This is a genomic window from Pseudomonas putida (assembly GCF_002741075.1).
Classification (GTDB): domain Bacteria; phylum Pseudomonadota; class Gammaproteobacteria; order Pseudomonadales; family Pseudomonadaceae; genus Aquipseudomonas; species Aquipseudomonas putida_T.
On record NZ_CP016634.1, the window covers coordinates 1616739 to 1640479 of the forward strand.

Genomic DNA, 23741 nt, shown 5'->3' on the forward strand with positions numbered 1-23741 from the left:
TCGACAGAGGCCTCGCAGCGTCACAACTGGCAGCATGCGGGGTATCTGGACAGGAGAATCCCCATGAAAGTCGTCATCGCCCCCGATTCGTTCAAGGACAGCCTCGACGCTGCCGGTGTCGCACGCGCCATCGCTGCGGGCCTGGCCGAAGTGTGGCCGGACGCCGAGCGGGTCGAATGCCCCATGGCCGATGGTGGCGAGGGGACCATGGACGCGATCCTGGCCGCCAGCCATGGCGAGTTGCGTCGCCAGGTGGTGCGCGGCCCGTTGGGACAGAGCGTCGAAGCCGGCTGGGGTTGGCTCGCGCACAGTCGCACGGCGATCATCGAAATGGCTCAGGCCAGTGGCCTGCAACTGGTGCCGACCGACCAGCGCGATGCCTGCCGCAGCAGCACCTGGGGCACCGGCGAGCTGATCGCCGCAGCGTTGGCCGCCGGCGCCACGCGTATCGTCCTGGCCATTGGCGGCAGCGCCACCAACGATGGCGGCAGCGGCATGCTGAGAGCGTTGGGTCTACGTCTGCTGGATGCCGACGGCCAGGACCTGGAGGAGGGCGGGCTGGCCTTGGGCCAACTGGCCAGGATCGACGCCAGCGACCTGGACCCGCGCCTGGCGGAGGTTCAGGTGGAGGTGGCGGCCGATGTCGACAACCCCTTATGCGGCCCCAATGGCGCCTCGGCGATCTTCGGCCCGCAGAAGGGGGCCAGCCCCGCGCAGGTGCAGGCACTGGATCAGGCCCTGGGGTATTTTGCCGATCTGTGCGCGCAATTGCTGGGTGAGGATGTGCGCGAGTTCCCAGGGTGTGGCGCGGCAGGCGGCATGGGCTTTGCGGCCAAGGCTTTCATGGGGGCGCAGTTCCGCCCTGGAGTCGAGGTGGTGGCGGAGCTGGCAGGGCTCGATGCACTGGTGCAGGGGGCGGACCTGGTGATCACCGGGGAGGGGCGCTTCGATGCCCAGACCTTGCGCGGCAAGACGCCGATGGGCGTGGCCCGGGTGGCCAAGCGTCATGGTGTGCCGGTGGTGGTGCTGGCCGGGACCTTGGGGGAGGGTTACCAGCAGTTGTATGCCCATGGCATCGATGCGGCTTTCGCCCTGGCCAGTGGGCCGATGAGCCTGGAGCAGGCGTGCGCGCAGGCAACCCAGTTGCTCCAGACGCGGGCCAGCGACATCGCCCGACTGTGGCAGGCGGCACGGGGCTGAACGCGGCGGCGACGCGGTGCCTGGCACCGGCTCTGCCGGTGTTCGCGGGTGAACCCGCTCCCACAGGTTTCGTGTAAGACTCAAAACCATCACCGCCTCTATAGGCGCTGGCGATAGCCTGTTGGATGACGCCGTTAGAGGTTACAACAGGCGCTTTCCCGGGCGCCGCTGAAGGGGGGGTACTCCAACAATTGCACTGGCGAAAGGGGCCGGCTGAAGTGGTAGCCCTGGGCGGTGTCGCATCCGGCAAGCTTCAGGCACACGACCTGTTCGCGGGTCTCCACGCCCTCGGCGATCACCTCCAGGCCCAGGCGTTTGGCCAGGATGATGGTGGACGAGACGATCGGGCTGTCGTCGTGGCTGTTGCACAAGGGGGCGATCAAGGCGCGGTCGATCTTGAGCTTGGTCAGTGGTAACGATTGCAGATGGGCAAAGCCGGCATAGCCTCGGCCGAAGTCGTCCAGGCTGATGCCCAGGCCCGCCCGGCGCAGGCGGTGCAGGTGCTCCAGCGCGGTGCCTTCGGGGTCGAGCACGGTGGTTTCGGTGATTTCCAGCTCCAGCTGGTGCGCGTCGATGGCATGGTGGCACAGCTCGGCCAGCAGGCGCTCGCTGAAGTCCGTCTGGCGCAGTTGCAGGGCCGAGACGTTGACCGCCAGACGAGCATCTCGGCCTTGTGCCTGCCACCGGGCGAGTTCTTCGCAGGCAAGACGCAGGACCTCCCAGCCCAGCTCGACGATGAAACCACTGCGCTCGGCCATGTCGATGAAGCGATCAGGGTACAGCAGGCCGAACTCAGGGTGGTTCCAGCGCACCAGCGCTTCGTAGCCCTGCACTTTGAGGGTGTCGAGGCGAATCTGGGGTTGGTAGTGGAGGAGGAACTGGCGTTCGGCCAGGGCGATACCGAAGGCTTGTTCGAGGGTGAAGGCCTGGATATCGGACACGTTCAAGGACGGGTCGAAGAAGCGGTACTGGGCACGTCCGGCCTGCTTGGCCGAGTACATCGCGGCATCGGCGCAGCGGATCAGCGTGTCGATGTCCTGACCGTCACGCGGGCAGATACTGACCCCGACGCTGGGGCTGGTGTTGACCTCCTTGCCGTCCAGGGCATAGGTGGCCGACAGCTTGCCCACCAGTTCGCGCACCCAGGTGTCGATCTGTTCCTCATCGCGCTCGCCGGCCAGCAGCACCACGAACTCGTCCCCACCAAAGCGCGAGGCCTCGTCGCCGGGATCGAGCAGGCGCTGGATCCGCCCAGCCACGGCCTGCAGCAGCAGGTCGCCAATCTTGTGGCCCAGGGAGTCGTTGATCGACTTGAAGCGGTCCATGTCGATGAACAGGATCGCCATCAGCTGGCGCCTGCCCCGTTGCCGGGCCAGGGCATGGGTCGCCACTTCGACGAACTGCCGGCGATTGTGCAAACCGCTCAGATGGTCGGTTGCCGCTGCGTGGCTGCTGCGTCGATGCTCATCCTCCAGGCGACCGATCAGTTGCTGGTTGACCTGCTGGGCATGTTCCAGAGCACTGAACGCCTCTTGGCGCTTGCCTAGCAGGCGCAGGCTCCAGGCGAGGCTGGCGAGGATCATCAGGGTCATGCTCAGGTTCAGCCAGAACTGGCGGGCGTAGGTCAGCGCCGAAGGGGCGAGGATTTCATCGTGCTGTTGGCTTACCACCACGCTGAAGCCTCGGTTGGCCACGCGACGGTACAGGCTCTGGTAGGCGCCTTCGACGCTGTACTGAGTGAGCAACCCGGCCTCGTCACCGGTTTCGGGCAGGTTCGGCATCAACCGGTCGCCGGCCATCACCACGCCGTTGGAGTCGATGCGCAGGCGCTCCTGGCCATCATCCTGGAGCAGGCGCATCAGCCCGGTGCGGCCAAGGTCGATGTGCTGGAGCAGAACGGCGAGATAGCCGACGTCCAGTTGCACCACCAGGATGCTGTCGATCTCCCGCCCGCGTACATCGGTCAGCGGCAAAATGAAGGGCAGCCGCCAGCTGGGCCGGGGCGGTGGGGTGTCGGCAGGGGCGATGTGGGGCATGAAAGGTTTGAAACCATCGTGGGAAACCCGCACCTTGAGCTGGTCAAGCCAGTCCTGGGGCAGGGCCTGGGGTTCGTCGGCATGACTGGAACAGAGCAGCCGACCCTGGCGGTCATACAGGCTCATGCGCTTGAACGCCGGGTCTTCGGCGAGGATGCGCGCCAGGCTCAGGTTGCCCTGTCTCAGGGATTTCATGTCGTCCTGGGTCACCCGGCCCACTGCTTGGGCGCGGTCGACCAGCTGGCGCAAGTTCTGTGCGACGATGCTGGCCAGGTTCATGTGCTCGGCGGCCTTGGCCGACAGCGCATCCTGGCGCGAAGCGGCCTTCTGGGTGACGTGCAGCCCCCACAGGAAGGCGAGGGTGATGGCGCAGAGCGTCAGTATCAGCAGGGGAAGCAGCCCTGCGGACGATAAGAAACGGCGAATCACTGCTGAAGTTCCCGACCCTGGGTAGTGCCCGGAAAATACGACAGAAAGATGACAGCTGCATGACTGGTGGCACATGGCCTTTACTTGCTGGCGCACCGCAAGTCGTGTGCGGCAATGGCACCCAGTTGGCTGGACTAGACTGCCCGATTGACCTCAGAAAGGCTCGCCCGGCGGGTCTTCTGGCAGGGACTCTCACCGACACCACGCCTGTTGGAGGATGCCATGACACACTCGCACGATGACAAACGCCCGACACCAGACCCGGCCGAGGACAACGCGTTTTTCCCCTCGCCCTACTCACTGAGCCAGTTCACCTCGCCCAAGTCCGACCTCAGTGGTGCCGACTACCCCCGGCCTTACACGGGAGGCCGCTGGAAGGTGCTGATGATCGGCGCTGACGAGCGCTACCTGCTCACTGACAACGGCACGATGTTCTCCACCGGCAACCACCCGGTGGAAACCCTGCTGCCGATGTATCACTTGGACAAAGCTGGCTTTGCCTTCGATGTGGCGACTTTGTCCGGCAATCCGGTGAAGTTCGAGTTCTGGGCGATGCCTTCGGAGGATGCCGAGGTCAAAGGCCTGTATGAGCGCTACCGCGATGCCTTCAAGCGGCCGCTCAAGCTCGCTGAGGTGATCGAGCGCGCGTTGGGCCCGGATTCGGACTACATCGGCGTGTTCATCCCGGGTGGCCATGGTGCGTTGATCGGCCTGCCCGAAAGCCAGGATGTCAAGCAAGTCCTGCAATGGGCGGCCAAACAAGACAAGTTCGTCATTTCCCTGTGCCATGGCCCGGCGGCGTTTCTCGCCGCAGGGCTTGGCGAGACGCGGGAAAGCTGTATCTACAACGGCTACCGCATCTGCGCCTTCCCGGACGATCTGGATGCCAAGACCCCGGACATCGGCTACATGCCCGGGCACCTGACCTGGAAGTTCGGTGAGCAGCTCAAGGCCCTGGGGGTGGAGATCGTCAACCAGGATATTTCCGGCGCCACCCTGCAGGACCGCAAGCTACTGACCGGCGACAGCCCGCTGGCCGGCAACGCACTGGGCAAGCTGGCGGCTGCGGCGCTGCTCAAGGAAGTCGGCGCCGGCTGAGCATGAGGCTTGGGCTCAGGCGTCGACGGTCAGCACCACCTTGCCCATGTGCTGACGGTTTTCCATCAAGGCGTGGGCCTGGGCGGCGTCGGCCAGGGCGAAGGTGCGGAAGATCAGTGGCTTGACCGCGCCACTGCGCACATGGGGCCAGACGTGTCGTTGCAGATCGGCGATGATTTGCGCCTTGTCGTCGGCGCTGCGCGCGCGCAGGGTCGAGCCGATGTGGGTCAGGCGCTTGACCAGCATCGGGAACAGGTCAAGCTGTGGCGCCGGGCCCTTGATGACGCCGATCTGCACGATGCGGCCGTTCATGGCGGCGGCCTGGAAGTTACGCGCGACATAGTCGCCGGCGATGATGTCGACGATCACGTCCACACCCTGGCCCTCGGTATGGCGCTGAACCTGCTCGACGAAGTCCTGGCGGTTGTAGTCTATCGCCACGTCGGCGCCCAGGGCCTGGCTGGTCGCTTGCTGTTTAGGGTTGGCGACGGTGGTGAAGATCCGCGAGGCGCCAAGTGCTTTGGCCAGCATCGTCGCGGTGGTGCCGATGCCGGACACGCCACCGTGGATCAGCACCGACTCGCCGGCCTTGAACCCGCCACGCTGGAACAGGTTGACCCAGACCGTCATGAACGTCTCGGGCAGGGCGGCGGCTTCGACCATCGTCAGGCCCTCGGGTAGGTGCAGGGTGGTACGCTCGTCGGCCACGGCGTATTCGGCGTAGCCGCCGCCGGTCACCAGGGCGATCACCGGATCGCCGACGGCAAAGCCTTTGACTTCACTCCCGAGGGCGACGACGTCGCCTGCGATCTCAAGGCCTGGAATGTCCGAAGCGCCTGCGGGCGGGTCGTACAGGCCCTTGCGCTGGAGCAGGTCCGGGCCATTGACGCCGGCGGCGCGGACCTTGATCAGGACTTCGCGCGGGGCAGGCTCGGGAATGGCCCGACGGCTAGGTTGGAGGACATCGGGGCCACCGGGTTGGGTGATCTCGATGGCGGTCATGCTGGAAACGTTGTTCATGGGTGCTGTGCCCTTGTGAGGTGAAGGTTCGCCGCGTTGACGACTTGCCCCAAGGGTACGGAACCTGCAGACCCTGGGCGCGCGGCGATTTCGCGGCGCCCTGTTGCAGATGTGCTGTGAGGAAAGACCTTCGATGAATTGGGATGACGCAAGGATCCTGCTGGCCCTGGGCCGCGAACAGACATTGCGCCGCGCCGCGCGCGTGTTGCGGGTCGATCAGGCCACCGTGGGCCGACGCATTGCCGCGATGGAGGCTGACCTGGGATCGACCCTGTTCCTGCGCACCCCCGCGGGCTATCAACTGACCGCCATTGGCGAGGAGGCGTTCGCACTTGCCCAGAACGTCGAAAGCGCGGCGCTTGAGCTGACCCGACGTATCCGTGGCGTGGACAACGAAGGCGCCGGGGAGGTGCGCATTTCCACCACAGACTCCCTGGCCTGCGATTTCGTGATGCCGGCCCTGCGCCGGTTGCACCTGGCACACCCTGAAATCCGTGTGGTGCTGCATGGCTCTTCGGATCTGGTCAACCTGTCGCAGCGCGAGACCGATATCGCCATTCGCAATCAGCGGCCAGACAACCCCGATCTGATTCTGCGCAAGCTGGCGAGCTGGCCGATGGGCCTGTACGCCAGCGCCGATTACCTGGCGCGCCAGGGCGAACCAGTGCCGGGCAGTGGTTTCGCCGGGCACGATTTGGTGATGTACGAGCCGTACTGGCGGGATCGGGCATTGCCGACCTTGGTCGATGAGGGGATCGACCAGGGGCGGGTGGTGGCGGCGGTCAACTCCAGCATGATGGTGCGCCGGGCCATCGCCGAAGGCTTAGGCATCGGCGAAATCCCCATCGACATGGGCGAGCGAGACGGCCTTGCGCGGATCTGGCCGTCACGCGAGCGCAGCGCGCCTTACGAGGTGTGGATGGTCACCCATAAGGATCTGCGCCACACGGCCCGGGTTCGCCTGGTCATCGACCAGTTGGTCCGGGCCTTCGAGGGCTGAGCGTCAGTCTTTGAGCAGGGCGCGCAAGGCGGCCTTGGCTTCGGGGGTTTGCAGGCGCTCGACGAACAGCTGGCTTTCACGCTCGACCGTGGCTTCGAGTTCGGCGCGGTGGGCATCTTTGATCAGTCGTTTGCTGATGAGCATGGACGCGCGAGGCATCGCCTGCAGGCGCCGGGCGAGTTTCTGCGCAGCCGCCAGGCACTGCTCGCCGTCCTCGTGCAGTTCGTTCGCCAGGCCCCAGTCCACCGCTTGTTCGCCGGTCAGCAGCTCGTTGGCCAGCAGCAGGCGAGCGGCGCGGGCATGGCCGAGCAGGCGGGGCAACAGCAGGCTGGAGCCGAACTCGGGGCATACGCCCAGCGGCGCGAAGGGCATGCGCAGTTTGGCCGAGCGGCTGACCAGCACTTGGTCGCAGTGCAGCAGCAAGGTGCTGCCGATGCCGATGGCCGCGCCGTTGACGGCGGCGATCAGCGGCTTGCTCACGCCGATGACCACGCGCATCAGGTGAAATACCGGGCTGTCCCGGTCGCGTGGCGGGTTGTCGAGAAAGTCGCGCAGGTCGTTGCCGGCGCTGAAACACTGCGGGCCGCCGGTGAGCAGGATGACTTCGACCTGCGGGTCTTCGTCAGCCGCCAGCAACTGCTCGGCGAGCTGTTGGTACATGGCGATGTTCAGGGCGTTGAGCTTGTCCAGGCGGTTGAAGGTCAGGGTCAACAGGCCTTGGTCCAGCTCGCGTGTGATCAGGTCGTTCATGGCAGCCGCTTTTGTTGTTGGGGTCGGGGTTCGGGCACAAGCCGCCGTGAGGGTTTATCACGGTGCTTGGCTTGTTGTACAGTCGTTCAGCCAGACTAGTCCCCTTGTGGGGCCCCCAGTCTCCCTGGCGCAGAGAGAATGAAAATCGCCGCAGCCACAGGCGCGTGCCAACTCGATAACGCTGTTTTTTCCAGGAGCACCGATGAGTCAGGAAGCCCGCTACAACCGCATGCTGCCGGAACTGCGCAAAGCCAACCTGGTCGAGGCGACGCTGGTGTGCCTGAAACGGCACGGCTTCCAGGGCGCCTCGATTCGCAAGATCTCTGCCGAGGCGGGGGTGTCGGTGGGGCTGATCAGCCACCACTACTCGGGCAAGGACGAACTGGTGGCCGATGCCTACATGGCGGTCACCGGGCGGGTCATGGGCTTGTTGCGCGAGGCCATGGCCAAAGCTGCGCCCAATGCCCGCGAGCGGCTGTCAGCGTTCTTTCGCGCATCGTTTGGCTCGGACGTGCTCGACCCCAAGCTGCTCGACGCCTGGCTGGCGTTCTGGGGCGCGGTTAAGACGGCTGAGGCGATCAACCAGGTGCATGACCATTCCTACGGCGAATACCGCAACGAACTGAGCCAACTGTTGGCGTCACTGGCCTCGGAGGAGGGCTGGGAGGGGTTCGATGCGGACCTTGCGGCCATCAGCCTCAGTGCCTTGCTCGACGGATTGTGGCTGGAGTCCGGGCTCAACCCGGGGACGTTCTCGCCGGAGCAGGGCGTGCTGATCTGCGAGGCCTGGGTCGATGGGCTTCAGGCAGGCGGCCGACGTCGCTTCAGTATCAGCGAGGGCTGTTGATCGCCTGTTCAGTAACGAGTACGCTGCTGCCGCGGGTTCGATGAACAACACCTATAAAAAAGAGACAACACGCAATGACGCCTCGGGTACTGATCGTCGATGACGATCCGATTATTCGCGACTTGCTGCACGCCTACCTGTCCCAGGAAGGCTATGACGTCCACTGTGCCGACACCGCCGAACAGGCCGATGCTTTCCTCACCAGCCAGGATGTCGACCTGGTGCTGCTGGACATCCGCCTGCCGGGCAAAGACGGCCTGACCTTGACTCGTGAGCTGCGGGTGCGCTCGGAGGTCGGCATCATCCTGATCACCGGCCGCAACGACGACATCGACCGCATTGTCGGCCTGGAGTGCGGCGCCGACGACTATGTGATCAAGCCCCTCAATCCACGCGAGCTGGTCTCGCGCGCCAAGAACCTGATTCGTCGCGTGCGCCATGCTCGCGTCGCCCAACCCGCGCCAGCCTGCGTGCAGTCGCTCAAGCAGTTCGCCGACTGGGCGCTGGACACCGACCGCCGCCGCCTGATCGACCCGCGCGGCGCGGAAACCTTACTGACCCATGGCGAGTTCCAGCTGCTCAGCGTGTTCCTGCGCAACAGCGGCCACACCCTGACCCGCGACCAATTGATGGACCAGATCCGCAATCGCGAATGGGTGCCCAATGACCGCTCCATCGACGTGCTCGTCGGGCGCCTGCGGCGCAAGCTGCATGACGACCCGGCCGAGCCGCACCTGATCATCACCATTCACGGCACCGGCTATTTGTTCACTGCCAGCGTGGCGGCCTGACCCCCCATGGGCCGCTTGCGCGCGCTGGCCCTGATGCTGGTGAGCCTGCACGGCGTGGCTGGCGAGCGCATCCGCTACTGCGACTACCCGGTGTACCCGCCGATCTCCTGGAGTGACGGCCGCCAGGTCCGAGGCCTGGCGCCGACCGTGGTCCGCGAACTGTTCGGGCGTCTGGGCTACGAGGTCGAGATCGTCGTGCTGGGCAACTGGAAGCGCTGCCTGATGGATGCAGCCGCAGGCCGGGTCGATGTGGTGCTGGCCTACAACAGCGATCAGCGCGACCAGGGCATGCGCTTTTCCAAGGTGCCGGTGCTGCGCGAGGAGGTGGCGGTGTTCGTCAACCAGCGCCGGCCGGTGCGCTTCGAGCGCCTGGACGATCTGGCCAGTTACCGGGGCGGGCTGCTCTATGGCGAAAGCTATGGGCCTGAGTTCGACCGTTTCGTGGCTCGGCATCAGAACATCGAATGGGTGTCTTCCAGCCAGCAGAACTTCGGCAAGCTGATCCGTGGCCGTATCGACTTCGTGATCCAGGAGCGACGCACCGGTGAGCTGTTCGTCGAGCACCTGCCCGGCGCCAAAGACATCCGCGCCTTGCCGCCGGCGCTGAGCGTGGACTATCTGCGCGTTGCGGTGTCCCGGCATTCCCCGTTGAGCCAGCGAATGGATGCCATTGATGCCCAACTGCGGCAAATGACCGAGGCCGGCGAGATCCAGCGCTGGTTGGAGCAGAGCGAAGTGACCTACCGAGACATGATCAACCTGCCGGCGGACGCGCGATGATCCGCCTGCACACCGACGGCCTGCTGCGCCGCCTGCTGCTGTTCATCTTCCTGTTCAGCTTGTGTTTCACCGTGCTGGCAAGCTCCGTCCAGTTGTACTTCGAGTACCGCCGGGAGATGCGCGATATCGAGGCGCGCATGGCGTTGATTCGCGCCGGCTACCTGGCAAGCCTGGAGCGCAGCCTGTGGGATCTGGACGAGGCGCAACTGGACGTGCAACTGCGTGGCCTGGTGGACTTTTCCGATGTGGCGCGGGTGCGGCTGATCAGCGATGACTTCAGGTTGTTGCGCGGCGAGCCCACGCCCAAGGGGCCGCTGCGCATCGAGCGTTTCGCCCTGGATTACCAGCCACCCTCGGGGCCTGCGAGGCACCTGGGGGAGCTTGAGGTGAGCATTGACCTGGGGGCGGTGCATCGGCGGTTGTTCGCCACGGGGCTGGCCAGTTTGCTCTGGATGGGTGTGTTTCTCTGCGGCCTGGCGGTGGCGTTGTCGGGGCTGTTCTACCGCCTGGTGACCCGTCACCTGCAAGTGATGGCCGAGTTCGCCCGGCGCATCGGCGCAGGGCAGTGGCAGGAGCCGTTGCGCCTGGCACGTCGCCGCTCGGCGCGCCCGGACGAGATCGACACCGTGGCCCATGCCCTGGATGACATGCGCCGGGCCATCCTCAGCGACATCGAGCGCCGCGAACTGGACCGCCTGGCCTTGCAGGACAAACGTGATGAACTGCAGGCGATGGTCGAGCGGCGCACCGCCAGCCTGGCTCGGGCCAAGGACGAGGCCGAGGCCGCCAACCTGGCCAAGTCCAGGTTCCTGGCGACCATGAGCCATGAATTGCGCACGCCGCTCAACGGCATCCTCGGCATGGCCGAGCTGCTGCGCGGTGGCAGCCTCGACCCTCGCGACCGGCAACGCCTGGAGGCGTTGTACAAGGCAGGCGAGGGGTTGCTGGCGATTCTCAACGAAGTGCTCTATTTCGCCCGCCTGGAAGAAGGCGAGAGCCGTCCGGAAAGCGTCGACTTCTCTCTGCGCCAGTTATGCCAAGAGGTCATGACCCTGCTCGAGCCCAGGGCGGTGGACAACGGCAACCGCCTGCACTGCCACATCGATGAGCGACTGGCGCAATTCCAGCATGGCGCCGAACAATACCTGCGACAGGTATTGAGCAACCTGTTGGCCAACGCCATCAAATTCACCGAACGCGGGCAGGTGACCCTGGATGTGCAGGTGCTGGCGCAGGGGGCGGATCCGCAACGGGTGCGGGTCATGGTCAGCGACGATGGCATTGGCATCGCCCCGGCGATGCAGGCGAAGATCTTCGATCGCTTCACCCAGGCCAGCGAAGCCGTGGCCAGGCGCTATGGCGGTACGGGGCTGGGTTTGGCGATCTGCAAGCACCTGGTGGAGAAACTGGGCGGGCGCATCGGGCTGGACAGCGTCGAAGGGCAGGGCAGCTGCTTCTGGTTCGAACTGGACTTGGCCTGTGGCCGGCAGCCCGAGACACAGGCGCCGGTGAGTCAGGGGCTCGCACCTTTGAAGATCCTGGTGGTCGAGGACGTGGCCCTGAACCGCGAAGTGGCCGATGGGCTGCTCACCCGGGATGGCCATCAGGTCGATTTCGCCGAGGATGCCCAACAGGCGCTTCAGGCCTGCGCCGAGCGCCGGTTCGACCTGATCCTGCTGGACGTGCATCTGCCCGGCATGAACGGGGTGGAGCTATGCCGGCTGATCCGTACCACGCCAGGGCTCAACCGCCAGACTCGCATCCTGGCTTTGACCGCCGGTGTGCAGCCAGCACAGGTACCCGGTTACCTGGAAGCCGGGATGCAAGGCGTACTGGCCAAGCCGTTGAAGCTCGATAGCCTGCGCGCAGCGTTGGCTGACGTGACGCCCGCCGTGCAAACAGTGGCGCCAGCGACGTCGATGGACTGGGCCTTGTTGCAGACCCATCGCACCTTGCTGGGCGAGCAGAAACTGCAAGGCCTGCTGATAGTACTGCGCCAGGCGATCGAACAGCATGACGCGGCGCTGGGCGAGGCGCTGAAGGCCTGCGATTGCACAGAGGTGGTCCATTTGGCCCACCGCCTGGCGGGCAGTTGCGATTCCCTGGGCTTTGCTGGGCTGGCGACGGCGCTGCGGTGCCTGGAGGACGCCGGGCTGAAGGGCGATGCGGCGGCGTTCGAGGCCTTGAACGAACCGCTGGCAGAGCAGATCCGCCAGGCCCGCGCCACTCTGGAACAGCTGATCCAGGGCTGACGTACAAAAAAGTTACGACTTTTTACATCTTCGATCCGTCCGTACAACGGCGTCTTACATCCGTTTCCAATAATCGATGGCAACCGTGCTCCACACGGTCCATGAGGCTTATTGGAGATAAGAATAATGAAATGCCGTAAAGCTGAAGTCCTCCTTGATTTATTGCCCGCCCAGCGCGCCTGCCCAGTCGAGGTGCGCCATGTCTGAAACCACCGAACGCAAAGGCATCCAACTGACCCGTGCGCTCAAGAGCCGGCACATTTTCATGCTGTCGCTGGGCGGGGTGATCGGCACCGGTCTGTTCATGGGGTCGGGGGTCACCATCAACCAAGGCGGCCCGGTGGGGGCGATCCTGGCGTACCTGGTCGCGGGCCTGCTGATGTATCTGGTGATGGTCTGCCTGGGTGAGCTGTCGGTGCAGATGCCGGTGTCCGGCTCGTTCCAGGCCCATGCCACCAAATACATCGGCCCGGCCACAGGGTTCATGATCGGCTGGGTGTACTGGATGAGCTGGGCCACCACCGTGGGCCTGGAGTTCACCGCTGCGGGCATGTTGATGACCCGGTGGTTCCCGGAGGTGCCGATCTGGTACTGGTCGGCGCTGTTCGTCGCCGTGCTGTTCGGCCTCAATGCCCTGGCCACCCGCGCCTTCGGTGAGGCCGAATACTGGTTCTCGGGCATCAAGGTCGCGACCATCCTGGGCTTTATCGTTATCGGCCTGTTGGTGATCTTCGGTGGCATCCCTCTGAGCAGCGGCGCGCCGGCACCGATGCTCGACAACTTGATTGGCGATTCGCTGTTCCCCCATGGGCTGTCGGCGGTGTTCGCTGTAATGATGACCGTGGTCTACGCCTTCCAGGGCTGCGAGATCATGGGCGTGGCGGCAGGCGAGACCGAGCATCCGGAGAAGAGCATCCCCCGTGCGGTGCGCAACGTGGTGTTCCGCGTGCTGATCTTCTATGTGCTGGCCATTGCCGTGCTGTCGGCCATCGTGCCCTACGAGCAAGCCGGCCTGATGGAAAGCCCGTTCGTGCAAGTGTTCGACATGGTCGGCATCCCCTACGCGGCGGATCTGATGAACTTCGTGATCCTCACCGCCATCCTGTCGGTGGGTAACTCCGGCCTGTATGCCTCCACGCGCATCCTCTGGGCCATGTCCAAGACCGGCATGGCGCCCAAGAGCCTGTCTCCACTGAGCAAACGCGGCGTGCCACTGCGGGCGCTGAGCATCACCCTGTGCTTCGCTTTGGTTTCGCTGATGACCAGCTTCGTCGCCGCCGACACCCTGTTCATGGTGTTGATGGCGGTGAGCGGGATGTCCGGCACCGTGACCTGGATCGTCATTGCCCTGGCCCAGTACCGCTTCCGCAAGGCCTTCCTGCGTGAGGGTGGCAAGCTTGAGGACCTCAAGTACCGTTCGCCGATGTATCCGCTGGTGCCGCTGCTGTGCATCACCCTGTGCAGTTCGCTGTTCGTGTTCCTGGCTTTGGACGAGACCCAACGCCCGTCGCTGTACTGGGGCTTTGGTTTCATTGCCTTGTGCTACGCGGCGTACTTCCTGATCAACCGTCGCCGGCAGGGGGCGTTCGAGCCTAGCGCACCTGGCGTCTGACGACGCCGTGATGTCGTACCTCTTCGCGGGTAAACCCGCTCCTACTGGGTGTTGTGCTAGCCCTGTGGGGGCGGGTTTACCCGCGAATGCTTTGGCGCTGTCAGCGAAAAATCACAGTTGTACGAAGTTGTAACAACCGACGCCTCCAAACTGATTCTCCCTAATAAAAATGCCTATAAAACAATAGGTTATTGCGATTAATTGATTTGTTACAGCAACTCAGCCCCCGATTGCCGTCTTGCTGAACACTTGTTTAGTATCTCCCTCAAGTCGTTCCCCTCATAACCACCACAACAACATCGAGGCCTCCCATGACTAGCCCGTCCTCACTGCTGAGCAAGGTCGAAGCCGGCGTTGCCTGGATCACCCTGAATCGCCCTGAGCAACGCAATGCGTTGGACATCCCCAGCCTCAAGCAACTGCACGCACTGCTGGAAGCCTTCAACACCGATCCGGCCGTGCGCGTCGTGGTGCTGACCGGCACCGGACGCAGCTTCTGCGCCGGCGCCGACCTGGCCGAATGGGCCGAGGCCGAAGCCCGCGGCGCCCTGGAAAGCTACGGCTGGACCGAGACCGCCCATGCCCTGATGCAGCGCCTGCACAGCCTGGACAAACCCACTATCGCCGCCATCAACGGCACGGCCGTCGGCGCCGGGATGGACCTTAGCCTGTGCTGCGACCTGCGCATCGCCGCAGCCTCGGCGCGCTTCAAAGCCGGTTACACCAGCATGGCCTACAGCCCCGACGCTGGCGCCAGCTGGCACCTGCCGCGGCTGATCGGCACCGAGCAGGCCAAGCGTCTGTTGTTCCTCGACGAGCTGTGGGGCGCCGAGCGCGCCTTGGCCGCCGGGCTGGTGAGCGAGGTGTGCGCCGATGAGCAACTGGCGACTGTCTCCGCCGAGCTGGCGGCTCGCCTGGCCAAGGGCCCGACCTTCGCCTACGCCCAGACCAAACGCCTGATCCGCGACGGCGCCCAGCGCACCTTGAGCGAGCAGCTGCAGGCCGAACTCGCCGCTGGGCTTTTGTGCGGACGCAGCCAGGATGGCGCCGAAGCGCTGCGAGCCTCGGTCGAAAGACGTGCACCAGAATTCGTTGGCAAATAACCCCTTACACGACCTTCTTCAGGACGATTCCAGATGAATTTCCAACTGACCCAAGAACAAGAAATGTTGGTGGAAGCGGTACGCAGCTTCGTGAACAAGGAGCTGCTGCCCTATGAGGAAGAGGTGGACCGCGCCGATGCGGTGTCGCCGGAGCTGGCGGCGCAGATCCGCGGCAAGGCGATCGCGGCGGGGTTCTATGCCTTCAACATGCCCGAGGAAGTTGGTGGCGGCGGCCTGGACTACCTGTCCCAGGCGCTGATCGAGCGTGAGCTGTCCAAGGTTTCCTGGGCCTTGCACGTGTTCGTCGCGCGCCCCTCGAAGATCCTGATGGCTTGCAAGGACGAGCAGATCAACGACTACCTGCTGCCGTGCGTGCAAGGCGAGAAGATCGACTGCTTCGCCCTGACCGAGCCGGGCGCCGGCTCCGATGCCAATGCCATCAAGACCCGCGCCGTGCGCGACGGTGACGACTTCGTCATCAATGGCAGCAAGCACTTCATCAGCCACGCCGGCCACGCCGACTTCGCCATCGTCTTCGCGGTCACCGACACCTACGAGCACAACGGCCGCAAACGCAACGCCGTGACCGCCTTGCTGGTCGACCGGGGCACCCCAGGCATGACCATCCGCCGCGGCCCCAAGTGCGTGAGCAACCGTGGTTATCACACCTATGAGCTGTTCTTCGACGACTGCCGCGTGCCAGCCAGCAAAGTGCTGGGCGAAGTGGACAAAGGCTGGGAAGTGGCCAACGCCTGGCTCACCGCAGGCCGGGTGATGGTCGCCGCCAACTGCGTGGGCCAGGCCCAGCGCGCCCTGGACCTGTCCCTGCAGTGGTCCGCCGACCGCAAGCAGTTTGGCCAGGCCATCGGCAGCTACCAAGGGGTGTCGTTCAAGCTCGCCGACATGGCCACCCAGATCCGCGCCGCGGAACTGCTGACCCTGCATACCGCCTGGAAGATGGACCAGGGCACCATGACCGACGGTGAGGCCGGCATGGCCAAGCTGTTCGCCAGTGAAGTGCTGGGCAAGGTGGCCGACGAGGCCGTGCAGATCTTCGGCGGCATGGGCCTGATGGATGAAGGGCCGGTCGAGCGCATCTGGCGTAACGCGCGGATCGAGCGGATCTGGGAAGGCACATCCGAAATCCAGCGGCACATCATTTCCCGCGAACTGCTGCGTCCGTTGCTGCGCTGATCAGCCTGGAGATTGCCCATGTCGCACTCGATTCGTGACAACCTCAAGCGCCTGCTGGCGCCAAGGCACCTGGCCTTCGTCGGCGGGCGCAGCATGGCGCGGGCGCTCAAGCGCTGCGCCGAAGGCGGCTTCACCGGCCAGATGTGGCTGGTGAACCCGCAGCATGAAAGCCTCGATGGCGTACCATGCGTGCCCAGCGTGGCCGAGCTGCCCTGCGCACCGGATGCGGTGTTCATCGCCACCAACCGTGACCTCACCCTGCAATGCGTCAAGGACCTGGCCGCGCGGGGCGCCGGTGGCGCCATCTGCTACGCCTCAGGCTTTGCCGAGAGCGGCGAGCAGGGGCGCGAGCTGCAACAACGCCTGATCGAGGCGGCCGGTTCCATGGCCTTGCTCGGCCCCAACTGCTATGGCCTGCTCGACTACCTGCATGGCGCCGCCCTGTGGCCGGTGGCCCATGGCGGCAAGCAGGTGGAGAAGGGCGTGGCGATCCTAACTCAGAGCGGTAACTTCGCCTACAACTTGTCCATGAGCGACCGCTCGCTGCCGGTGGCCTACATGGCCTCGGTGGGCAACCAGGCGCAGTTGGGCGTGGCTGAGCTGATGGACGTGTTGCTCGACGACCCACGCGTGACCGCCATCGGCTTGCACCTGGAAGGCTTGAAGAACGTACCGGGCTTTGCCCGTGCCGCGCACAAGGCGCTGGAGCAGGGCATCCCGATCATCGCCCTGAAGACTGGCGTATCGCAGATCGGCGCCGAGCTTGCGCTGAGCCATACCAGCTCGTTGTCCGGCTCCGATGCCCTGTACGACAGCCTGTTCCAGCGCCTGGGCGTGATCCGCGTGAGCGGCCCGGTGAGCTTTGCCGAAACCCTCAAGGCCGCTGCCTGCGGGCATCTGCCCAAGGACGGCCGACTGATCGCCCTGGCTTGTTCCGGTGGCGATGCCGGCCTGATCGCCGACTACGCCGAGCGCAACCACCTGGCCCTGCCCAAGCTGGAGCAAGGGCAAGTCGATGAACTGGCTCAGGTGCTGCCGGCCTATGCCAACCTGGTCAACCCACTGGACTTCACTACCGCGATCTGGGGCGATGGCGCGGCGCTGGAGCGCATGCTCGACAGCGCCCTGCGAAGCGATGCCGACGCCGCCATGCTGGTGTTGGACTACCCAGCGGAGTTCACCGGCGAGCGCAAGGAGTGCGACCTGCTGCTGGGGCTGTACTGCGATGCGTTGCAGCGCCACGGCAAGATCGGCTTCGTCACCTCCGCCTTCCCCGAACTGTTGCCGGCCAGCGCCCGCGAACGCCTGCATGCGCGTGGCATTGCCGCGTTGCAGGGGGTGGAGGATGGCCTGGCGGCCTGGGGGCGGATCGTCGCCTACCAGCGCAACCGCCAGCGTCTGTTGGCGTTGGGCGAGTCAGCCTTGGTGCCGCTGTGCCCGCAGGCACTGCCGGGCCAGACGCGGCTGCTCGATGAATGGCAGTCCAAGCAAGCGCTGCGGGCCTTTGGTCTGCCGGTGCCGGCGGGCGTGCTGAGCACGCCCGAGCAGGCGCTCGAAGATGCCGCCCGCGTCGGCTACCCGCTGGTGCTCAAAGCCGTCAGCGCGCAATTGCCGCACAAGACCGAAGCGGGCGCGGTGGCGCTCAACCTGCGCGATGCCGATGCCTTGCACGCGGCGCTCGAGCAGATGCGCGGGCGCATCGCGGCCTACGCACCAGAGGTGCCGTTCGATCAGGTGCTGCTCGAACCCATGGCCCAGGCCCCTCTGGCCGAGCTGATCGTGGGTATCAAGCGCGAAGACGACTTCGCCTTGGCCCTGGTGATCGGGGCCGGTGGTGTGCTGGTGGAGCTGCTCAAGGACAGCGTCAATCTGCTGCTGCCCACCACCGACGGCGCGATCCGCGATGCCGTGCTGGGGCTGCGCAGCGCCGCTCTGCTGCAAGGCTTCCGTGGCCGACCTTGCGCCGACCTCGACGCCCTGGTGGCGGCGATCCGCGCCGTGGCCGACTACGCCTGCGAAAACGCCAGCCAGTTGCTGGAGCTGGACGTGAACCCATTGATGGTCGGTGCCCAAGGCACCACCGCGGTCGACGCGCTGATCCGCCTCGGCCAGGCGCAAGGAGAACAACATGCATGAACGTCCTTTGACTGGCGGCCAGGCCCTGGTGCGGCTGCTGGGCAACTATGGGGTCGATACCGTGTTCGGCATCCCTGGGGTGCACACCCTGGAGCTGTACCGGGGCCTGCCGGGCAGCGGCATCCGCCATGTACTGACCCGTCATGAACAGGGTGCGGGCTTCATGGCCGATGGCTATGCGCGTGTCAGCGGCAAGCCAGGGGTGTGCTTCGTCATTACCGGCCCTGGCGTGACCAATGCCGCCACGGCCATCGGCCAGGCCTACGCCGATTCCATCCCGATGCTGGTGATTTCCAGCGTCAACCACACTGCAAGCCTGGGCAAAGGCTGGGGCTGCCTGCACGAAACCCAGGACCAGCGCGCCATGACCGCGCCGATCACCGCGTTCTCCGCCGTGGCCCTGAGCGCCGAGGACCTGCCCGAGCTGATCGCACGGGCCTGGGCGGTGTTCGACAGTGAGCGTCCGCGCCCGGTGCACATCTCGGTGCCGCTGGACGTGCTGGCCGCTCCCGTCGCCCGCGACTGGAGCCAGGACGTGGTGCGTCGCCCGGGGCGCGGCCTGCCGGATCGCGACAGCCTGGATCAAGCCGCCGTCAAGCTGGCCAACGCCAAGCGCCCGATGATCATCGCGGGCGGGGGCGCCTTGCACGCCGCGCCCGAGCTTGCGCAACTGAGCGAACGTCTGGCCGCGCCAGTGTTCACCAGCGTTGCCGGCAAGGGCTTGCTGGCCCCGCAGGCGCCGCTCAATGCCGGTGCCAGCCTGTGCGTCGAACCTGGCTGGCAGATGATCAGCGAGGCTGATGTGGTGCTGGCGGTGGGCACCGAGATGGCCGATACCGATTTCTGGCGCGAGCGCCTGCCGCTGGGCGGCGAGCTGCTGCGGGTGGATATCGACCCACGTAAGTTCAACGACTTCTACCCCTGTGCCATCGCGCTGCACGGCGATGCCCGGCAGACCTTGGCCGGCCTGCTGGAGCACCTGCCGCAGGTCTCCCGTGATGCCAGCGCGGCCATCGAGGCCGTTGAGGGACTGCGCCAGGCGATCCGGGCAGCTCATGCGCCGCTGCAGGCGATTCATCAGGCGATTCTCGACCGTATCGCCGCTGTGCTGCCAGATAACGCCTTTGTCAGCACCGATATGACCCAGCTGGCCTACACCGGCAATTACGCCTTCGCCAGTCGGGCGCCGCGCAGCTGGTTGCACCCCACCGGCTACGGCACCTTGGGCTACGGCCTGCCGGCCGGCATCGGCGGTATGTTCGCCACCGATCACCGCCCTGGCCTGGTGCTGGTGGGCGATGGCGGCTTCCTCTATACCGCGCAGGAGCTGGCCACCGCCGTCGAAGAGCTCGACCGCCCGCTGGTGGTGCTGCTGTGGAACAACGACGCCCTGGGGCAGATTCGTGACGACATGCTCGGCCTGGATATCGAGCCGATCGGTGTGCTGCCGCGCAACCCAGACTTCATCGGCCTGGCCCGTGCCTTTGGCTGCGCCGTGTGCCAGCCGCGCAGCCTGGATGAGCTGCAAGCCGACCTGACCAAGGGTTTCGCCACGCCGGGCGTGACCTTCATCGAACTCAAGCACGCCTGTGCCCGTTGATCGCACCTTCAGAACAATAAAAAGAGAACAAGCATGATGCCATTCCACCGCACCCTCCTGGCAGCTTCCCTGGCCCTGCTGGCGACCGCCCAGACCCCTCTGTACGCGGCGCCGCCGTTGTCCATGGACAACGGCGTCAACGCCATGACCATCCAGAACAGCAACGCCTGGGTCGAGATCAGCAAAGGCGCCATCGAACACAACATCCGTACCCTGCAGACGGAGCTCAACGGCAAGTCCAAGCTGTGCGCGGTGCTCAAGGCTGACGCCTATGGCCACGGCATCGGCCTGGTGATGCCCTCGATCATCGCCATGGACGTGCCCTGCGTAGCGGTGGCCAGCAACGAGGAAGCCCGCGTCGTCCGTGCCAGTGGTTTCCAAGGCCAACTGGTGCGGGTGCGCCTGGCCAGCGTGAGCGAGGTGGAAGACGCCTTGCAATACAACATGGACGAACTGGTCGGCAGCGCCGAGTTCGCCCGCCAGGTGGCGGCGATCGCCCAGCGCCACGGCAAGACCCTGCGCATCCACCTGGCCCTGAACTCCAGTGGCATGAGCCGCAACGGCGTGGAAATGGCCAGTTGGTCGGGCCGTGGCGAAGCGCTGGAAATCGCCGAACAGCCGAACCTGGAGCTGGTCGCTCTGATGACCCACTTCGCCGTCGAGGACAAAGATGATGTGCGCAAGGGGCTGGCGGCCTTCAAGGAACAGAGCGACTGGCTGATCAAGCACGCCAAGCTCGACCGCAGCAAGCTGACCCTGCACGCGGCCAACTCGTTCGCCACCCTGGAAGTACCGGAGTCACGCCTGGACATGGTCCGCACCGGCGGTGCGCTGTTCGGCGACACCGTGCCGACTCGCACCGAATACCGTCGCGCCATGCAGTTCAAGTCTCGCGTCGCTGCCGTGCACAGTTACCCGGCCGGCAATACCGTCGGCTATGACCGCACCTTCACCCTGGCCCGTGACTCGCGCCTGGCCAACATCACCGTTGGGTATTCCGACGGCTATCGCCGGGTGTTCACCAACAAAGGCCATGTGCTGATCAACGGCCATCGCGTGCCGGTGGTGGGCAAGGTGTCGATGAACACCCTGATGGTGGATGTCACTGACTTCCCTGACGTCAAGAACGGTAACGAGGCGGTGCTGTTCGGCAAGCAGGCCGGCGGTGAAATCACCCAGGGCGAAATGGAAGAAATCAACGATGCACTGCTGGCCGACCTGTACACGGTCTGGGGCAGTGCGAACCCGAAAATCCTCGTCGACTGAAGCCTTCATAGGAGACGCTCATGCGCTTTGCCAAGCTGACCCAACGCATTGCCGGCGACGGTGCCGCTGCCTGGGAGATCCACTACCGCGCCCTGGCGATGCAGGCCGAGGGCAAGGATGTCCTGCTGCTGTCGGTGGGCGACCCGGATTTCGACACGCCGGCGCCCATCGTCGAGGCGGCCATCGACAGCCTGCGCGATGGCCACACCCATTACTCCGACGTGCGCGGTAAGCTGGCCTTGCGCCAGGCGATCGCCCGTCGTCACCAGCAGCGCAGTGGCCAGGCGGTGAGCGCCGACCAGGTCACGGTGCTGGCCGGTGCGCAGTGCGCGCTGTTCTGCGTGGCTCAATGCCTGCTCGATCCGGGCGACGAGGTGATCGTCGCCGAGCCCATGTACGTGACCTACGAGGCGGTGTTCGGCGTCTGTGGCGCCACGGTGGTGCCGGTGCCGGTCAAACCGGAGAACGGCTTCCGCGTGTGCCCCGAGGATGTGGCGGCGCGCATCACCCCGCGGACTCGCGCCCTGGCGCTCAACAGCCCGCACAACCCCTCCGGCGCGAGCCTGCCGCGTGCCACCTGGGAAGCGCTGGCTGAACTGTGTATCGCCCATGACCTGTGGCTTATCTCCGATGAGGTGTACAGCGAGCTTTTGTATGACGGCGAGCATGTCAGCCCCGGCAGCCTGCCGGGCATGGCCGAGCGCACCGCGACCCTCAACAGCCTGTCCAAATCCCACGCCATGACCGGCTGGCGAGTGGGCTGGGTGGTCGGCTCTGTCGCGTTGGCCGGCCACTTGGAAAACCTCGCCCTATGCATGCTCTATGGCTCGCCCGACTTCATCCAGGACGCTGCGGTGGCGGCGCTGGAGCAGCAATTGCCGGAGCTGGAGGCCATGCGCCTGGCGTATCGCCAGCGCCGTGACCTGGTTTGCGAGCGACTGGCCGGTTGCCCGGGCATCAAGGCGCTCAAGCCTGATGGCGGCATGTTCGTGATGGTCGATATCCGTGAAACGGGCCTCAGTGCCCAGGCCTTCGCCGACCGCCTGCTGGACAGCCAGGGCGTATCGGTATTGGCGGGCGAGGCCTTCGGCCCGAGCGCCGCCGGGCATATCCGCCTTGGTCTGGTGGTGGGCGCCGAAGCACTCGAAGAGGCGTGCCGACGCATCGCTCGCTGCGCCGCTGAACTGATGAAGGAGCAGGCCCATGCGTGAGTACTCGCGGCTGTACATCGACGGCGCCTGGCAGGTGCCGAGCGGGCAGGGCATGGCCGAGGTCATCGACCCGGCCAGCGAAGTTGCCATAGGCCGCGTGCCGCTGGGCGACGAGCAGGATGTGGAGCGGGCGGTGAGCGCTGCGCGAAGGGCGTTCGTTGACTGGTCGCGCACACCATCGAGCCGGCGCGCTGGCTACATCCGTGCCTTGGCCGAGCAATTGCGTGCCCGTGCCGGGGAAATGGCCGATGTGATCACCAGCGAACTGGGTATGCCAGTGCAGTGGTGCCAGATGGTGCAGGTCGACGGGCCCATCGCAGGGCTGGAGCAGTATGTCGAACTGGCCGGCTTGATGGATGAGGTGCGCGAGGTCGGCAACTCGCTGGTGTACCGCGAGGCGGTGGGCGTGTGCGCCTTCATCAACCCCTGGAACTACCCACTGCACCAGATGATCGGCAAGCTGGCACCGGCCTTGGCGGCGGGTTGTACGGTGGTGGTAAAGCCGAGCCAGGAGACGCCGCTGCATGCCTTCTTGCTGGCCGAGATGATCGACGCCATCGGCCTGCCGGCGGGGGTGTTCAACCTGGTCAGCGGCCCGGGATCGAAGGTGGGAGAAGCGCTGGCCCGGCATCCGCAGGTGGACATGGTGTCGTTCACCGGTTCCACCGGCGCCGGGGTGCGGGTGTCCCAGGCGGCGGCACCGACGGTCAAGCGAGTGTGCCTGGAGCTGGGCGGCAAGTCGCCGCTGCTGATCACCGCCGATGCCGACCTGGAAGCGGCGGTGCGCCATGGCGTGCAGGACGTGATGATCAACTCCGGGCAGACCTGCACTGCACTGACCCGCATGCTGCTGCCGGCCGAGCGCTACGCTGAGGCCATGGAGATCGCCGTCGCCGAGACGCGTTCGCTGGTCATGGGCGATCCGCGCGATCCGCAGAGTTTTCTCGGGCCGATGTGTTCGGCAGGGCAACGACGCACGGTGCTCGACTACGTCCGCCTGGGCCAGGAAGAGGGCGCGCGGCTGTTGTGTGGTGGCGAGACCGCGCCTGGGTTCGAGCGAGGGTTTTACGTCGCGCCGACGCTGTTCGCCGATGTCGACAACCGCATGCGCATCGCCCAGGAAGAGATCTTCGGGCCGGTGCTGTGCCTGATCCCGTACGCCGATGAACAGCAGGCGATCACGATGGCCAATGACTCACCGTTCGGCTTGTCCAGCGGCGTGTGGGCGGGCAATCGCGAACGTGGGCTGGCCTTGGCCCGGCAGCTGCGCGCCGGGCAGTGTTTCGTCAATGGTGGCGGGTTCAATTATCGGGCGCCGTTTGGCGGCTACAAACAGTCCGGGAACGGGCGGGAGTGGGGCGAGGAGGGGTTGGCTGAGTTCGTCGAAGTGAAGGCGGTTCAGCTCTGAGACCGGAG

18 protein-coding genes are annotated in these 23741 nt (G+C 65.4%); 15 read left to right on the plus strand and 3 right to left on the minus strand.

The window, feature by feature from the left end:
* Positions 1 to 63: 63 nt before the first annotated feature.
* Positions 64 to 1200, plus strand: a complete 1137-nt coding sequence (locus IEC33019_RS07555; RefSeq protein WP_070090874.1) for a glycerate kinase — start codon at positions 64 to 66, stop codon at positions 1198 to 1200.
* Positions 1201 to 1334: 134 nt separating this feature from the next.
* Here IEC33019_RS07555 and IEC33019_RS07560 read toward each other — a convergent pair whose 3' ends face one another.
* Positions 1335 to 3665 (minus strand): bifunctional diguanylate cyclase/phosphodiesterase, encoded by a 2331-nt coding sequence (locus tag IEC33019_RS07560; protein WP_070090873.1) that lies wholly within the window; start codon positions 3663 to 3665, stop codon positions 1335 to 1337.
* Between the two features lie 222 nt (positions 3666 to 3887).
* On the opposite strand from IEC33019_RS07560, the gene hchA reads away from it, so the two are divergent.
* On the plus strand, positions 3888 to 4763 hold the full coding sequence (hchA, locus tag IEC33019_RS07565) for a glyoxalase III HchA (RefSeq protein WP_070090872.1): 876 nt from the start codon (positions 3888 to 3890) through the stop codon (positions 4761 to 4763).
* 15 nt (positions 4764 to 4778) lie between these two features.
* Here hchA and IEC33019_RS07570 read toward each other — a convergent pair whose 3' ends face one another.
* Positions 4779 to 5765, minus strand: a complete 987-nt coding sequence (locus IEC33019_RS07570; RefSeq protein WP_070091017.1) for an NAD(P)H-quinone oxidoreductase — start codon at positions 5763 to 5765, stop codon at positions 4779 to 4781.
* Positions 5766 to 5916: 151 nt separating this feature from the next.
* On the opposite strand from IEC33019_RS07570, the gene IEC33019_RS07575 reads away from it, so the two are divergent.
* Positions 5917 to 6783 (plus strand): LysR family transcriptional regulator, encoded by an 867-nt coding sequence (locus IEC33019_RS07575; RefSeq protein ID WP_070090871.1) that lies wholly within the window; start codon positions 5917 to 5919, stop codon positions 6781 to 6783.
* Between the two features lie 3 nt (positions 6784 to 6786).
* Here IEC33019_RS07575 and IEC33019_RS07580 read toward each other — a convergent pair whose 3' ends face one another.
* Positions 6787 to 7533, minus strand: coding sequence for an enoyl-CoA hydratase (locus IEC33019_RS07580; RefSeq protein WP_099593253.1), 747 nt, complete (start codon positions 7531 to 7533; stop codon positions 6787 to 6789).
* A gap of 202 nt (positions 7534 to 7735) precedes the next feature.
* Between IEC33019_RS07580 and IEC33019_RS07585 the strand changes: the two genes are divergently transcribed.
* From IEC33019_RS07585 to IEC33019_RS07640, 12 genes are all read left to right on the plus strand, one after another.
* Positions 7736 to 8380 (plus strand): TetR family transcriptional regulator C-terminal domain-containing protein, encoded by a 645-nt coding sequence (locus IEC33019_RS07585; protein ID WP_070090869.1) that lies wholly within the window; start codon positions 7736 to 7738, stop codon positions 8378 to 8380.
* 74 nt (positions 8381 to 8454) lie between these two features.
* Positions 8455 to 9171 carry a response regulator gene (locus IEC33019_RS07590; protein ID WP_070090868.1) on the plus strand — a complete coding sequence of 239 codons (717 nt, stop codon included), beginning with the start codon at positions 8455 to 8457 and terminating at the stop codon, positions 9169 to 9171.
* 6 nt (positions 9172 to 9177) lie between these two features.
* Positions 9178 to 9951, plus strand: a complete 774-nt coding sequence (locus tag IEC33019_RS07595; protein WP_070090867.1) for a substrate-binding periplasmic protein — start codon at positions 9178 to 9180, stop codon at positions 9949 to 9951.
* Positions 9948 to 12203, plus strand: a complete 2256-nt coding sequence (locus IEC33019_RS07600; RefSeq protein WP_070090866.1) for an ATP-binding protein — start codon at positions 9948 to 9950, stop codon at positions 12201 to 12203. The genes IEC33019_RS07595 and IEC33019_RS07600 overlap by 4 nt, the downstream gene beginning before the upstream one ends.
* Positions 12204 to 12402: 199 nt before the next feature.
* Positions 12403 to 13815, plus strand: coding sequence for an amino acid permease (locus tag IEC33019_RS07605; protein WP_070090865.1), 1413 nt, complete (start codon positions 12403 to 12405; stop codon positions 13813 to 13815).
* Positions 13816 to 14126: 311 nt separating this feature from the next.
* Complete coding sequence (locus tag IEC33019_RS07610) at positions 14127 to 14918, plus strand: enoyl-CoA hydratase/isomerase family protein (RefSeq protein WP_070090864.1); 792 nt, start codon at positions 14127 to 14129, stop codon at positions 14916 to 14918.
* A 33-nt stretch (positions 14919 to 14951) separates the two neighbouring features.
* On the plus strand, positions 14952 to 16112 hold the full coding sequence (locus IEC33019_RS07615) for an acyl-CoA dehydrogenase family protein (RefSeq protein ID WP_070090863.1): 1161 nt from the start codon (positions 14952 to 14954) through the stop codon (positions 16110 to 16112).
* Positions 16113 to 16130: 18 nt separating this feature from the next.
* A complete protein-coding gene (locus tag IEC33019_RS07620; protein ID WP_070090862.1) occupies positions 16131 to 18248 on the plus strand; it encodes an acetate--CoA ligase family protein in 2118 nt (705 codons plus the stop codon).
* On the plus strand, positions 18241 to 19848 hold the full coding sequence (locus IEC33019_RS07625; RefSeq protein WP_070090861.1) for a 5-guanidino-2-oxopentanoate decarboxylase: 1608 nt from the start codon (positions 18241 to 18243) through the stop codon (positions 19846 to 19848). Before IEC33019_RS07620 ends, IEC33019_RS07625 begins: the two co-directional genes overlap by 8 nt.
* A gap of 36 nt (positions 19849 to 19884) precedes the next feature.
* Positions 19885 to 21114, plus strand: a complete 1230-nt coding sequence (gene alr, locus IEC33019_RS07630) for an alanine racemase (protein WP_070091016.1) — start codon at positions 19885 to 19887, stop codon at positions 21112 to 21114.
* 20 nt (positions 21115 to 21134) lie between these two features.
* Entirely contained in the window at positions 21135 to 22325 is a 1191-nt protein-coding gene (locus IEC33019_RS07635) for a pyridoxal phosphate-dependent aminotransferase (RefSeq protein WP_070090860.1), read from the plus strand.
* Positions 22318 to 23733, plus strand: coding sequence for an aldehyde dehydrogenase family protein (locus IEC33019_RS07640; protein ID WP_070090859.1), 1416 nt, complete (start codon positions 22318 to 22320; stop codon positions 23731 to 23733). The genes IEC33019_RS07635 and IEC33019_RS07640 overlap by 8 nt, the downstream gene beginning before the upstream one ends.
* Positions 23734 to 23741 lie beyond the last annotated feature (8 nt).

Excerpts from the sequence above, each read along its gene's own strand:
- IEC33019_RS07620 (WP_070090862.1), top strand. The coding sequence starts at position 16,131 with ATGTCGCACTCGATTCGTGACAACCTCAAGCGCCTGCTGGCGCCAAGG.
- IEC33019_RS07575 (WP_070090871.1), top strand. The coding sequence starts at position 5,917 with ATGAATTGGGATGACGCAAGGATCCTGCTGGCCCTGGGCCGCGAACAG.
- IEC33019_RS07580 (WP_099593253.1), bottom strand. The coding sequence starts at position 7,533 with ATGAACGACCTGATCACACGCGAGCTGGACCAAGGCCTGTTGACCCTG.
- IEC33019_RS07625 (WP_070090861.1), top strand. The coding sequence starts at position 18,241 with ATGCATGAACGTCCTTTGACTGGCGGCCAGGCCCTGGTGCGGCTGCTG.
- IEC33019_RS07555 (WP_070090874.1), top strand. The coding sequence starts at position 64 with ATGAAAGTCGTCATCGCCCCCGATTCGTTCAAGGACAGCCTCGACGCT.
- IEC33019_RS07600 (WP_070090866.1), top strand. The coding sequence starts at position 9,948 with ATGATCCGCCTGCACACCGACGGCCTGCTGCGCCGCCTGCTGCTGTTC.
- IEC33019_RS07610 (WP_070090864.1), top strand. The coding sequence starts at position 14,127 with ATGACTAGCCCGTCCTCACTGCTGAGCAAGGTCGAAGCCGGCGTTGCC.
- hchA (WP_070090872.1), top strand. The coding sequence starts at position 3,888 with ATGACACACTCGCACGATGACAAACGCCCGACACCAGACCCGGCCGAG.
- IEC33019_RS07615 (WP_070090863.1), top strand. The coding sequence starts at position 14,952 with ATGAATTTCCAACTGACCCAAGAACAAGAAATGTTGGTGGAAGCGGTA.
- IEC33019_RS07640 (WP_070090859.1), top strand. The coding sequence starts at position 22,318 with ATGCGTGAGTACTCGCGGCTGTACATCGACGGCGCCTGGCAGGTGCCG.
- IEC33019_RS07635 (WP_070090860.1), top strand. The coding sequence starts at position 21,135 with ATGCGCTTTGCCAAGCTGACCCAACGCATTGCCGGCGACGGTGCCGCT.
- IEC33019_RS07590 (WP_070090868.1), top strand. The coding sequence starts at position 8,455 with ATGACGCCTCGGGTACTGATCGTCGATGACGATCCGATTATTCGCGAC.
- IEC33019_RS07605 (WP_070090865.1), top strand. The coding sequence starts at position 12,403 with ATGTCTGAAACCACCGAACGCAAAGGCATCCAACTGACCCGTGCGCTC.
- IEC33019_RS07585 (WP_070090869.1), top strand. The coding sequence starts at position 7,736 with ATGAGTCAGGAAGCCCGCTACAACCGCATGCTGCCGGAACTGCGCAAA.
- IEC33019_RS07570 (WP_070091017.1), bottom strand. The coding sequence starts at position 5,765 with ATGACCGCCATCGAGATCACCCAACCCGGTGGCCCCGATGTCCTCCAA.
- alr (WP_070091016.1), top strand. The coding sequence starts at position 19,885 with ATGCCATTCCACCGCACCCTCCTGGCAGCTTCCCTGGCCCTGCTGGCG.
- IEC33019_RS07595 (WP_070090867.1), top strand. The coding sequence starts at position 9,178 with ATGGGCCGCTTGCGCGCGCTGGCCCTGATGCTGGTGAGCCTGCACGGC.